This is a genomic window from Photobacterium lutimaris (assembly GCF_003025555.1).
GTDB classification, from domain to species: domain Bacteria; phylum Pseudomonadota; class Gammaproteobacteria; order Enterobacterales; family Vibrionaceae; genus Photobacterium; species Photobacterium lutimaris.
The window spans coordinates 1-13,409 of sequence record NZ_PYMH01000024.1; the positions used below are offsets into that span (position 1 = coordinate 1).

Genomic DNA, 13,409 nt, shown 5'->3' on the forward strand with positions numbered 1-13,409 from the left:
AGCCAGAAAACTGTCGGCCACTCTATTGAGCTAAACAATTTTCAAAATGATGGTGGAGGGAGATGGATTCGAACCATCGAAGGCAGAGCCGTCAGATTTACAGTCTGATCCCTTTGGCCACTCGGGAACCCCTCCACGGGGTGTTGCTTAAATTGAACGAGCCAAACTGTCCAATTTGGAAAGACGTACCTTACACAAGTCAGGAACACCTTTCAAGAATAATGGTGGAGGGAGATGGATTCGAACCATCGAAGGCGGAGCCGGCAGATTTACAGTCTGCTCCCTTTGGCCACTCGGGAACCCCTCCACAAGTGCGGAGCGCATATTAGCAAACCGAGATGAACTGTAAACCCTTTTCCTCACTATTTTTGTCTGCTTGCTGTTATTTTCATCATATTGTTGATTGTGATGGCGTTATCGGCGTTTTTCGCAACAAAATTACCGATTAGGTAAATGGGACATTGCTTTTCTTTACACTTCTTTACCCCGCTTAAGGGTTGGTTCAGATATCATGCGTGCAGTTTAAAAATAATGGATTCCATAATGAAAAAGGTCCTTGTTGCGGCACTGGTGACTGCCGCGTTAACAGGTAGCGGATATTTTTACTTCCAGAGCCAATCTATGGCAGCAGAACAGCCTGCTGCGCGCTCAGCGCGAGAGATCCCTGTGACGCTTGGTGAAGTGAGCGCCCACCCTGTTGCACAATCTCTGTCATTGGTCAGTAAGCTGGAAGCGCAACGCTCCGTTAATGTTGCTACCCAAGTAGCTGCCCGTGTCGAACACATTGCGATAGGGGTAAACAGCAAGGCCAAAAAAGGTGAGCTGCTGGTTCAGCTTGATGATGCCAAACCGAAAGCCGCTTACGCCGAAGCTCAAGCGTATCTAAATGATGAAAAGCGAAAGTACAACGAATACCAGAAGTTGGTGAGCCGTGGTGCTATCACCCAAACCGAGCTGGATGCCCAGTTGGCCAGCGTCAGTATTGCAGATGCACGGCTGCAAGCGGCAAAAGCGGACTTGGATGATCACGCTATCCGTGCCCCATTTAGCGGCACGGTTGGCTTGGTTGATTTCAGCGAAGGCCATATGCTGACCGTCGGCAGCGAGCTGTTCTCGCTAGATGACTTGTCAGTTATGCGTTTGGATATTCAGGTACCAGAGCAATATTTGTCATTCCTGCGTGCAGGGATGACCGTTAAGGCAACCAGCCAGGCATGGCAAGGCAAGGTCTTTAGCGGTGAAATCAAAGCGATTGACTCCCGTGTTCAGACCGACTCCCTCAATATCCGTGTGCGTGTGGTGTTCGATAACCAAGAAGGCTTGCTCAAGCCGGGTATGTTGATGGCGGCCAATATTGGTTTTGTCCCGCAAGATGCTGCTGTGATCCCGGTGCAGGCACTGGAGTATTCCGGTACCAAGCGCTTTGTTTATTTGGTTGATGAAGCCGGTAAAGCCCACCGTACTGAAGTTCAGCTTGGGGCTCGGGTAGAAAACGAAGTGGTTATCGAGTCAGGGATCGGTATCGGTGATCGTATTGTGGTCCAGGGCTTGGTCAACATGCGCGACGGTGTGCAGGTGAATGACATCATGGCACAGAAAGTCAATGGCGCGGCGAAACAGCAAGGTCAAACTGGAGATGATGCTTAATGTGGTTATCTGATGTATCGGTAAAGCGTCCGGTTGTCGCTATCGTTCTCAGCTTGCTGTTGGTGGTGTTTGGCTTGGTGTCCTTCAACAAGCTGTCGGTACGAGAAATGCCGGATGTTGAAAACCCAGTGGTAACGGTCTCAACCAGTTATTCTGGGGCATCTGCCACGATTATGGAAAGCCGGATCACCACGGTACTTGAAGATCAGCTCTCGGGCATCAGTGGTATCGAGAGTATCACCTCGACCACCCGTAATGGCTCGTCGCGGATCACCATTGAATTTGAGCTAGGCTGGAACCTCACCGAAGGGGTCAGTGACGTGCGGGATGCGGTATCACGTGCCCAGCGTCGTCTGCCTGATGAAGCCAATGATCCTGTGGTATCGAAAGATAACGGCTCGGGTGAGCCTGCGGTGTACATCAATCTGACTTCAAGTGTGATGGATCGTACTCAGCTGACTGATTATGCCGAGCGTGTTCTGATGGACCGGTTCAGTTTGATCAACGGGGTCAGCTCGGTAAACCTCAGTGGTGCCCTGTACCGTGTTATGTACGTCAAGTTGATGCCAGATCAAATGGCGGGTCGTGGTGTAACGACTAAAGACATCGTTAATGCCCTGAAATTGGAAAACGTCGAGTTGCCGGGTGGTGAAGTACGAAATGACACCACCACGATGTCGGTACGGACGGCGCGCTTGTACCAAGATGCGTCGGACTTCGATTATCTTGTCGTGCGTACAACCGAAGACGGCTCGCCGATTTACCTCAAAGATGTCGCTCAAGTCGGGATTGGTGCACAGAACGAAAATGCCACCTTTAAAAACAACGGTATTTCGAACCTGAGCCTGGGCATGGTCACCATGACCGATGCTAACCCGCTCAATGTATCCAAAGCGGTATACGAAGAAGTGGAACGAATGCAGCGCTTCTTGCCGGAAGGCACGGAGCTGTATGTCGACTATGACTCGACGATCTTTATCGACCGCTCAATTCAGGAAGTCTATAGCACTCTGTTTGTTACCGGCTTGCTAGTGGTGTTGGTGCTTTATATCTTTATCGGCCAAGCACGTGCGACCCTGATCCCAGCGGTGACTGTTCCGGTATCGCTGATCTCTGCCTTTATGGTGGCGTACTTCTTGGGTTTCTCGATCAACCTGCTGACCTTGATGGCATTGATCCTCGCGATCGGCCTGGTGGTGGATGACGCCATCGTGGTGGTGGAAAACATCTATCACCATATTGAACGCGGCGAGCCGCCACTGCTGGCGGCTTATAAAGGGACCCGTGAGGTAGGCTTTGCGGTTGTAGCAACCACGGTTGTATTGGTCATGGTGTTCCTGCCGATTTCCTTTATGGACGGCATGGTTGGCCCATTATTTACTGAATTTGCCGTCTTGCTGGCAATGGCGGTGATCTTCTCGTCGCTTGTTGCATTGACCTTGAGCCCGGTACTGGGCAGTAAGCTACTGAAAGCCAACGTGAAGCCGAGCAAATTCAATCTTTGGGTTGACCGTATGTTTGGCCGTTTGGAAGCCAGCTACCGCAAGGTCGTGACGGCGTCGGTGCGTTACCGCTATGGTGCACCATTTATCGTATTGGCCTTCGTCGTTCTGAGCGTTGTACTGATGAAAACGGTGCCTTCACAGCTGGCCCCACAGGAAGACCGTGGCGTTATTTTTGCTTTTGTGAAAGGTGCTGAAGGGACCAGTTACAACCGTATGGTCGGTAACATCGAAGAGGTGGAATCCCGTCTGCTGCCGATGGTTGGCCAAGGGGTCATTAAATCGGTTTCTATCCAGACCCCGGCATTCGGCGGTCGTGCCGGTGACCAGACTGGTTTTGTGATCATGCAGCTGGAGAACTGGGAAGATCGTGATGTATCGGCAACCGATGCCTTGGACATGGTGCGCAAATCGCTGAACGGGATCCCGGATGTACGTGTGTGGCCGTTTATGCCGGGCTTCCGTGGTGGATCGTCTGAGCCTATCCAGTTCGTGCTTAACGGTGCGGATTACAGCGAGTTGTTCCAGTGGGCCAGTAAGCTAAAAGATCTTGCTGAAGATAACCCGATGATGGAAGGTGCCGATCTCGATTACGCTGAAACCACACCTGAATTGGTGGTATCGGTTAACCGCGAGCGTGCAGCTGAACTGGGTATTCCGGTTAATGATATTGCCGAGACCCTGGAAATCATGTTGGGTGGCCGCAGTGAAACGACGTTTATTGACCGTGGTGAAGAATACGATGTGTATTTGCGCGGTGATGAAAACAGCTTTAATAACGCCTCGGATTTGAGTCAAATCTATGTCCGAACCCGTACTGGCCAATTGATTACATTGGAGTCACTGGCGGAAGTGGAAGAGGTCGCTTCGGCACAGCGCTTGAGCCATAACCAGAAGCAGAAGTCGATCACCCTAAAAGCGAATTTGGTTCCGGGTTATACCTTGGGCCAAGCGTTGGATTTCTTGGATGAGCAAGCCTTGTCGATGTTACCAAGCGATATCGTGATTGATTACGCCGGTGAGTCGAAAGATTTCCGTGAGAACCAGAGCAGCATCTTGATGGTGTTTGGTTTGGCACTGTTAGTTGCTTATCTGGTGCTGGCCGCGCAGTTTGAAAGCTTCATTAACCCGATGGTAGTCATGCTAACCGTCCCGATGGGGATCTTCGGTGGATTAGCCGGGTTGATGATCATGGATCAGAGCCTCAATATCTTCAGCCAGATCGGTATGATCATGCTGATTGGTATGGTGACCAAGAACGGTATCTTGATTGTCGAGTTTGCCAACCAGCTGCGTGATAAAGGCGTACCGTTCGAGAAAGCGATCATTGATGCCTCTGAGCGCCGCTTGCGCCCAATCCTGATGACCGCTTTTACCACCTTGTTTGGTTCGGTACCGCTGATCCTATCGACCGGTGCTGGCTCAGAAGGGCGTATTGCGGTGGGTGTTGTGGTGTTCTTCGGGATGGCATTTGCGACCTTTGTTACCCTGATCGTTATTCCGGCGATGTATCGCCTGATGGCAGCCAATACCAAGTCACCGGGCTATGTGGCCGAGCAGTTGGACAAGGCACTGGCTCAAGAGGACAGTGTCAAAGTGGGGCCGACTGGTGAGCCGCTAGCGGATTAAATGATGTCCGACGATAAAGGTGCCACCGAACGGTGGCATTTTTTTATCTGTAATATGCCCAAGCGCCTTGAAGTGAGTTGGATATCAATCCGGGGAAGCAAGTTTTCTTTCCCATGATGCTGGGCTATTGCTAGAATACTCGGCCATAATTATCCCTTGATCGCGTTGTGAAACGCACAGTATAGAAGAAAACTATGTCTCAAAATCAGCCTAACAAGGGTGCTGCAAATGGCGAACAGAGCCAAGCAGTGCGACTTAACAAATTTATCAGTGATACAGGCTATTGCTCACGCCGGGAGGCGGACAAGCTAATTGATCAGGGAAGGGTGACCATCAATGGTCAGGAGCCCGAGATGGGTGTGAAAGTGATGCCAGGCGATGAAGTTCTGGTTGACGACAAACCGCTCCGCGCGAAGGAAGCCCCGATTTATATCGCGCTGAATAAGCCGGCAGGTATCACCTGTACCACCGAGCGCCATATCAAAGATAACATTGTTGATTTCATCGGCCATAGAAAACGTATTTTCCCGATTGGTCGTTTGGATAAGCCTTCTGATGGTTTGATCTTCCTGACCAATGATGGCGATATCGTGAACAAAATTCTACGTGCGGGTAACTCGCATGAGAAAGAGTATGTGGTGCGTGTCGATAAGCCCATTACCCAAGAGTTCATTGATAAAATGGCTTCTGGTGTCGAGATCCTCGATACCGTGACCTTGCCGTGTAAGGTCACCAAGGAAACTAACTACTCATTCCGCATTGTACTAACGCAGGGCCTGAACCGTCAGATCCGCCGTATGTGTGAAGCGTTGGGTTACGATGTATTCAAGTTGCGCCGTGTGCGTATTATGAACATCAGCATTGATGGTTTGCCAAACGGAAAGTGGCGTTACCTGACTGATGCGGAAATCGCTGAAATCAACAGCCTGATTGCCGACTCGAGCAAGACCGAAGAAGCGTCCAAGGTGGATGGTGAAGGCAAGAACATCAAGAAAGCGACGGATGCCAAGCTGTTTGATAGCCGCCAGCAAGAGGGTGAAGGTAAGATCAAATACAAGACTTACCAAGGTAAAGGTGAGCCGAACCGTCGCCGTCAAAGCGGTGAACACGGTGATCGTGGTGACCGCCGTGATGACCGCCGTGATGACCGCCGTGATGACCGCCGTGATGACCGCCGTGATGACCGCCGTGGTGATCAAGGTCGCGGCCAAGGCCAGAACCGTGGTCAGGACCGTCAGGATGAGCGCAGAAGCCCGCGTCCGGGCCGTGGCGTACAGCCAGGCCACCGCCGCAACCAGCGTGATGACGAAGCCCCGCGCGCTCGCAATAGTAATGGTGGTTCAAGCAAAATCCAGAAGTGGAAATCGCCGAAGGGTGAATAAGATTTTGCTCGCCTGAGTCGATATCAAAAAAGCGGACACATAATGTCCGCTTTTTTTGTGTTTCAGCGAAGGGGTCATTTCTGTCATATTGGCGCTTGCAATCCCGCCAACGAATTTGCACTATTGTACTCATTGACGAAAACGCCACGCCCTGCGGGGTGTAAAGCGGAACGAATTCACAGAGGAAGTAATGGCAGGCAATACTATTGGACAACAATTTCGCGTCACCACCTTTGGTGAAAGTCATGGTTTGGCACTGGGCTGTATTATTGACGGCTGTCCTCCGGGGCTGGCGCTGACTGAAGCGGATATGCAACATGACTTGGACCGTCGTCGCCCGGGTACCTCTAAATATACCACTCAGCGCCGTGAGCCCGATGAAGTCAAAATCCTTTCTGGCGTATTCGAAGGCCAGACGACAGGTACGTCTATCGGCCTGCTGATTGAAAACACCGATCAGCGCTCAAAGGACTACTCGAACATTAAAGACCTGTTCCGCCCAGGCCATGCCGATTACACCTACCACCAGAAATACGGGATCCGTGATTACCGTGGTGGTGGCCGCTCGTCAGCGCGTGAAACTGCAATGCGTGTGGCTGCCGGTGCCGTTGCCAAGAAATACCTCAAGCAGGTTCATGGTATTGAAGTCCGTGCTTACCTATCGCAAATGGGCGATGTCAAAATCGACAAGGTCGATTGGGATCAGGTGGAGCAGAATGCCTTTTTCTGCCCGGATGCGGATAAAGTCGATGCGTTCGACGAGCTGATCCGTAAGCTGAAGAAAGACGGTGATTCCATCGGTGCCAAGCTGACAGTTGTTGCGAACAATGTGCCGGTTGGCCTCGGCGAGCCAGTATTTGACCGTCTTGATGCTGATATTGCCCACTCACTGATGAGCATCAACGCTGTAAAAGGAGTGGAAATTGGTGATGGCTTTGATGTTGTCGAGCAGCGTGGCAGCGAGCACCGTGATGCCATGACGCCTGAAGGCTTCAAGTCTAACCATGCTGGCGGCATTCTTGGTGGTATTTCTTCTGGTCAAGATATCGTGGCTCACATTGCGCTGAAGCCAACCTCAAGCATAACCGTACCGGGTGAGACGATTACAAGCCAAGGTGAAACTGCTGAGGTGATCACCAAAGGTCGCCATGACCCATGTGTCGGTATTCGTGCAGTGCCGATTGCCGAGGCGATGCTGGCAATCACCCTGATGGATCACCTATTGCGTCACCGTGGCCAGAATGCCGATGTGCTGACAGAGACACCAAAGATTTAACCTCTCTTAGAGCCAATAAGCGCTAGGCTTATCCAGATGCAAAAAAGCGAGGACATGTCCTCGCTTTTTTTATGTCCCGTTCGTTCTTATACCAATATTTATGTCGGTTGGTATTACGTTGAACTAACTTTTTGGTGCTTCCAGCTTCTCTGCGACCGGTTCGATCTCTTCCAGTCGAAAGACAGGTAAGCTCCAGCCAAACTGTACTGCGGCAACTCGAATACCGAAGCCCACCACTAATGTACTGATAGTGACAACCGTTTCTTCTACGCCCAAGTAAAGCAAGCCGTAGTACATGCCACCTGCGATGAAAGCCACTGATGCGTAGAACTCTTTTTGCAGTACCAGTGGTGGTCGGCGGGTGATCATATCTCGGAGTAGGCCACCAAATACGCCGGTGACGACAGCAGCAACAAGACAGATCAATGGTGATAAACCCATATCCATTGCCACGCGGCAGCCGATAATACTAAAGACAATCAAGCCCAGCGAATCCAGTAACACAAACACTTTATGGAAGCGAACCACCTGTGGCGCAACCATGGTGGTGAATAGCCCGGCAAGGCAAGTGATCGCCAGATACTGCGGGTTAGCCACCCAGCCTAGTGGGTAATGGCCCAGTAATACATCACGCACCGTACCGCCACCGATAGCCGTGGCACTGGCAACGAGCATGACACCAAACCAATCCATATGACGTTTACCAGCAGCTAATGCCCCTGTCATGGCTTCTGCGGTGATCCCGATGATGTAGAGAGTTGTTAATAGCATGAGAATAATCGATGAAAATAAGAGTGCCAGAAAGTGAATGCGATTTTATGCCTTGTTTTTACTAGCGTCGAATGAAATGATTTTTTCTATACATGAACTGAATTCATGTATAAAAGGGCGGGGTAGAGCAGGAGGTGGGGCGATCCTAGTTCCTAGGAAGAGCAACAGCAGAAGCAAAAAAAGAGAGCGCGTGTAGCGCTCTCTATAACCTTGCTTAGCCAATAGCCAATAGCCAATAGCCAATAGCTTTTAGAAGCGATAGTTAGCCTGAATACCTGCTAGCCAAACATTGCCGGTGGTTTCGCCAGAGAAACTGGCGATAGGGGTTCCATCAACATCTAGGCTTTCATTCATAGATGCATCTTTGGCAAAGATATAAGTGAAGCCCGCATCGAAGCTCAGTGCATTAGACCACTGGTAACCTGCACCTAGGCTCAGCCATAGACGGTCGGTTTCAGGGATGGTCTGGGTACGGTGCTCACTGCTCACAGCTGATGTGTCATAAGCCACACCGGTACGTACAGCGAGCTTGTTGGTGTACTGGTAGGTTGCACCTAGGGCGATACGGTAGTTATCTTCCCAGTTCTCTTCTTTGATCAGATCCGGTGTTGGTTTGTAAGATGGGATGTTGGCTTCAAGCTTGTCGAAACTGCTCCAGTCTGTCCAGTTGAAACTGGCGTGCATCGCAAGCTTATCGGTCAGCTGGTGGAAGCTGGCAATTTCTGCTGTTGCAGGCAGAGTTAGCGCCATGCTACCGGCGTACTTGCTACCGAAAGCTGAGCCAGTGGCGATGTCATAGTAGGCACCAGATGCTTCGCCTTTCAGCGTTAGGTCAACAGCAGAGCGGTAGTTTACACCAATGCGGTTAGCATCGTTGATCTGCCAAGCCGCGCCAAGCTGCCAGCCCCATGCTGCATCATCACCTTCCATGTATTTAAGATCTTCGCCTTGGGCTGCGCCAATAAGGTTATCAATGTCATCAATGCCTGTTTGTGGCAGATTGTTGGGAATTGAAGCACCAAAGTGACCTTCGCCCATGACATAGCGAACACCCGCACCAATACTGAATTGGTCGTTAATCTTGTAGGCAACGTTCGGGTTGATTTCAACTGACATAATATTGGCTTGGTTACCAAAAATAGTTCCCAAGAAATCGCCGCCAAGTTCAGTTTCCATGCCGTAGTTGGTTGCTAGCGCAAGACCAACCGCCCATTGCTCATTGATGCGGTGTGAAATGTAAAAGTTCGGGATCACCGCAGAGTGTGCAATATCACTGGCTTTAGTTGTCGCCACTTTTTGACCAAGTAGGCTGACATCGCCATTAACGTCGATGTTTGGATCAACGTAAATCGCACCAACAGAAACCTGAGTACCTTCAAGGTAAGTCATCATCGCTGGGTTGCGGAACTGGGCACTGGCGTTGTCTGCTATTGCGGCTTCACCGGCAAATGCGCGGCCAAGACCGGTTGCAGAATATTCAGCAAGCTGGAAGCCTGCTGCTATAGCGTTGGTGCTAATGCCTAGTGTTATCGCTGCTGTTAGCGAAAGAGTAATTTTATTCTTGTTCATCAGTCTAATATGTTCGCTGAAATTCAATGGAGCGAATCATACGCCTTAGAGTAAAAGCGTTAAGTTATTCTTATGCTGAATGAATCAATAGGTTGAAAATGCTGGTTGTGAAAGCAAAAACAGTGATTAATCTGGTATTGATTGCTCAATATATTCTGGTCGGATGAGTTTTCAGCGTACAGATGTATCTAAATAGGCCTGTTTCAGCGACGTAGTGTGCGCTCAATTAAGAGAGCCGGAGGAGATTAGATGAAGAGTTTGGTCTATAAATAAGTAGAACAGGGACTTATAGAAGGCACAAAAAAGGAGCCATTGGGCTCCTTTTATTATGCTGTTACACGAATGTTCGCTGAATTAGAACGAACGGCTGTACTGAACACCGTATAGCCACGCGTTTGCGCGTGTCGTTGCTGTAATCTGGCTAAATCCTGAGCTGTTCTCTACCACATTAACATCTTCACCGACTAGGTAAGTCACACCTACATCGATGTTAGACTTGCTGTCTAGGTGGTAAGTGAAACCGCCCGAGAACCAGTTACGGTCTGAGTCAGGTACAGAAATTGATGTGCGCTTGTCTTGAGCACTGGTGTCGTGCATGTAACCGGCACGTAGTGTCCAGTCATTGTTTAGGTAGTAAGTACCACCGATCGCGTAGTGCCAGCCATCTTTCCACTCGTAAGTGTTTAATACTTCACCGCCAGAAGTGTTCAGGTCTTCGAATGCGCTCCAACCGATCCACTGTACACTATAGTGAACCGCAAATTGCTGGTTCAAACGGTGGTAACCAGAAAATTCAGCCATGTCTGGTAAGGCGATATTAAGATCTTGGTTGCTGATATCTCCACCAGCTGGCAGATAGAACATATCGCCATCAACTTCTAGCTCTGGGCTGTAACGGTAAGACAGGCCGAAGCGGTGGTTCTCGTTCAGCTCGTAAACGGTACCTAGATTAAAGCCAAAGCCAACACCGTCGGCATCAACATCAACAAGTGCACCACCAGGAGCTGGAGATACGACACTAGAGCGCTTAAGTTCACCTGAACCGTAGATGATGTCCAGGCCACCACCGACACTCCATTGCTCGTTGATGCGGTAAGACGCCGCTAGCGCGAAGTTGACACTTTTCACATCAGTCAGGCCGCCGTACTCGTTAGCGGCGAAGTCATCACTGAATTCCGTTTTGGTACCGAAGTTCGAATAGATACCGCCACCTAGCGTCCACTGGTCATTGATCGGGTGGATGTAGTAGATGTTAGGAACCGGTGACACATCACCGATAGACTGAGAAGGTAGATCTGTTGGCTGGCCGCTAGTCGTTGCGCCAGCATAAGTGATATTTTTAACTTCGATATCCGTGTCAACGGCATTGATACCCAAAGAAATAGCAGGCGCATCAAATAGCGACATAGCCGCAGCATTGCGAGACATTACAGATGCATTATCAGCGATTACCGCATCACCGGCGAATGCACGGCCAAGGCCTGTTGCTGATTGTGCGTTTAGCTGGAAGCCAGCCGCCATTGCTTGTTGAGAGGCCATCGTGATTGCAACCGCAACCAGTGACTTTGTAAACAGACGCTTCTTGTTCATATTTATAGTTATTCCTAATTATATAGCATTTTTTTATCTGCCTCTTTGTGCAGATTGCGCAAGATTGTATGGTTGGTTGCCATTTGATCAAAGCAGACCAGTTAGCAACCTGTTGATTGTTAGTGCGGGGTTAACAATCAGCTAACGAGTGTAAGGTAAAATGGGTAGGAGAGGAGAGCAAAAAAGTTAAAATATGCAACGAAGCTAACATTTTTCAATTGGTATGCTAGTGACAAATAAAAAGCCATAAAAGCATCCAGTTAATTTATGCTTTTATGGCTTTGACTTGTTAAGTGTAAGGTAATGTTAGATTTCCCAATTTAACTCGTTGCGAAGACTGTTAGCCACCGGGGAAATGTCCTGACCTTTGCCACCTACCACGATTAGGCTGGCGTTTCTTACTGGCATAATAACGCCTTGCATGGATTGATCGTCGAACTGCGTCATGTCCGGCGATTGCTCGGGCACGATAAAGACCGTGACCTTGCCTTGGGCGGTATCCATCACCATGTGCAATGCATTCTGATCGCCAAATCCACAGTGGTTTACATAGTAGACATGGCCGGGGATGGCGTTAAAGTTTGAACCAAAGGGGGTTAACTTGGCATTAACCTGGCTGAGGGTGACTGACTCATCAATACCGTCGATAAAGGGGGCTTCTGCCCGAACATGCTCCATCGCGATCTGGGCAATTTCCAGTTGTGGATTGCTGGTACTGAGCCCTTGATTGTACTGACCGATAAACAGGCCAAAGGCAAACGCGACGGAAGCGGCTAAGGCGACCAAGGTGCGAGGCTTGATGCTTTTCGAGCGTGGTTGGCCTGATTGGTGGAACAGGATACGATCGGCGAGATCGTCCGGTACATCAACCTTCATCGCCAGTTCCAGTTTATTATCGAGCTGTTGTAGCTCGTCGGAAAGCTTTCGGTTGGCGATTGATACGTTGCGCGCTTCAGCTAAATCTGGACTGTTATCAAATGGGTCCGCCAAAAGTCGGCGTCGGAATTCTAGATCATCCATTTTGCTGCCCCCTTCGCTCGGTGTGTTTTTCTAGCTGCTCTTTGAGTTGGTTTCTGGCGCGGAACAAGCGCGTCATCACGGTATTGCGGTTCAGATCAAGGATATCGGCAATTTCATCCCCGCTAAAGCCCGCCATCACCTGCAATACTAATGGTTCCCTGTATTCCGGAGCCAGTTTCATTATCTGCTTGCGTAGCATTTGTTGCTCCAAATCACTTTCACTGCCATTTTGCTGGGTGTCAGCAATGGCATAGTCATCGATATCAACCAAATCGAGCTGCTTGCGTTCGAAGCGTCGGGCATTCTCCCGGCGCAGGATGGTAATCAACCATGATTTGGCGGCGTTATCATCTTGGAGGCTATCGAGGGAGCGCCATGCTCGCAAACAGGTTTCCTGAACCAAGTCCTCCGCAATATGGGGGTCATGGCATAACCAGTAGGCGTAGCGGTAGAGATCCCGATGCCAGGCCCTTACAAGGGCTTCGTATCGTCTTTGCTTATTCATATCCACAGAGACCGAGGCATCAGGCTTTTTCTTTCGAAAAAATGACTTAATCATACAAAGTGTCCATTTTTGCGGAAAGTTGCCGTTAAAAAGGGGGTATTTCTGCAATGATCCGCTGATTCATCCAATAATCCGCATTAAAATTGATCTGGTTCAAATTGTGTCTTGGTGAGAAAGCTATAGTAGTCACGTCATCTGATATTGAGCTGTGTGACTCGTACAGTGGATTTTGTACGTTAACAGGGGTCGATATCTGTTGAGCAAGATGACAACTTCCTTTTGAAGGCTGACTTTACTTTCTCCTATCAGGCTTGCCTGATTTGCAATTGGCTTTATGTTAATTGACTTATATCTTACATGGATTGCTTTCCGTGTGAATTACAACCATACCGCTTAGGTATGGTTTTTTTTTATCTTAGCAAAATCAATCCCACCGACTTCTCTTTGTCGCTAAGTTTTTCACTTGTCGTTAACTTTTTCTATTCTGCGCCCATATTCATGGTCACGATATACCTATA

At 49.5% G+C, this 13,409-nt stretch carries 9 protein-coding genes and 2 tRNA genes; 4 read left to right on the forward strand and 7 right to left on the reverse strand.

The features are described from left to right. Positions 1–50: 50 nt before the first annotated feature. Positions 51–135 (reverse strand) — tRNA-Tyr (locus C9I99_RS26010). Positions 136–222: 87 nt separating this feature from the next. Then, positions 223–307, reverse strand: a tRNA-Tyr gene (locus tag C9I99_RS26015). A 236-nt stretch (positions 308–543) separates the two neighbouring features. Here C9I99_RS26015 and C9I99_RS26020 point away from each other — a divergent pair. The 4 genes from C9I99_RS26020 (at position 544) to aroC (ending at position 7,436) form a co-directional block, all read left to right on the forward strand. Further along, positions 544–1,647: an efflux RND transporter periplasmic adaptor subunit gene (locus tag C9I99_RS26020; RefSeq protein ID WP_107351747.1), complete on the forward strand. Its 1,104-nt coding sequence runs from the start codon at positions 544–546 to the stop codon at positions 1,645–1,647. Further along, positions 1,647–4,778 (forward strand): multidrug efflux RND transporter permease subunit, encoded by a 3,132-nt coding sequence (locus C9I99_RS26025; RefSeq protein ID WP_107351748.1) that lies wholly within the window; start codon positions 1,647–1,649, stop codon positions 4,776–4,778. Before C9I99_RS26020 ends, C9I99_RS26025 begins: the two co-directional genes overlap by 1 nt. Positions 4,779–4,972: 194 nt before the next feature. Then, positions 4,973–6,160 (forward strand): 23S rRNA pseudouridine(2604) synthase RluF, encoded by a 1,188-nt coding sequence (gene rluF, locus C9I99_RS26030; RefSeq protein WP_107351749.1) that lies wholly within the window; start codon positions 4,973–4,975, stop codon positions 6,158–6,160. A gap of 190 nt (positions 6,161–6,350) precedes the next feature. Continuing rightward, positions 6,351–7,436: a chorismate synthase gene (aroC, locus tag C9I99_RS26035; RefSeq protein ID WP_107351750.1), complete on the forward strand. Its 1,086-nt coding sequence runs from the start codon at positions 6,351–6,353 to the stop codon at positions 7,434–7,436. Between the two features lie 123 nt (positions 7,437–7,559). Here the strand turns inward: aroC and C9I99_RS26040 are convergent, their stop codons facing one another. The 5 genes from C9I99_RS26040 to C9I99_RS26060 form a co-directional block, all read right to left on the reverse strand. Continuing rightward, positions 7,560–8,207, reverse strand: coding sequence for a trimeric intracellular cation channel family protein (locus C9I99_RS26040; RefSeq protein WP_107351751.1), 648 nt, complete (start codon positions 8,205–8,207; stop codon positions 7,560–7,562). Positions 8,208–8,456: 249 nt separating this feature from the next. Then, entirely contained in the window at positions 8,457–9,776 is a 1,320-nt protein-coding gene (locus C9I99_RS26045) for an outer membrane protein transport protein (protein ID WP_107351752.1), read from the reverse strand. 354 nt (positions 9,777–10,130) lie between these two features. Beyond that, on the reverse strand, positions 10,131–11,366 hold the full coding sequence (locus C9I99_RS26050) for an outer membrane protein transport protein (protein WP_107351753.1): 1,236 nt from the start codon (positions 11,364–11,366) through the stop codon (positions 10,131–10,133). A gap of 306 nt (positions 11,367–11,672) precedes the next feature. Next, a complete protein-coding gene (locus C9I99_RS26055; protein ID WP_107351754.1) occupies positions 11,673–12,386 on the reverse strand; it encodes a DUF3379 domain-containing protein in 714 nt (237 codons plus the stop codon). Further along, entirely contained in the window at positions 12,379–12,945 is a 567-nt protein-coding gene (locus tag C9I99_RS26060; protein ID WP_107351755.1) for a sigma-70 family RNA polymerase sigma factor, read from the reverse strand. The genes C9I99_RS26055 and C9I99_RS26060 overlap by 8 nt, the downstream gene beginning before the upstream one ends. Between the last annotated feature and the right edge of the window lie 464 nt (positions 12,946–13,409).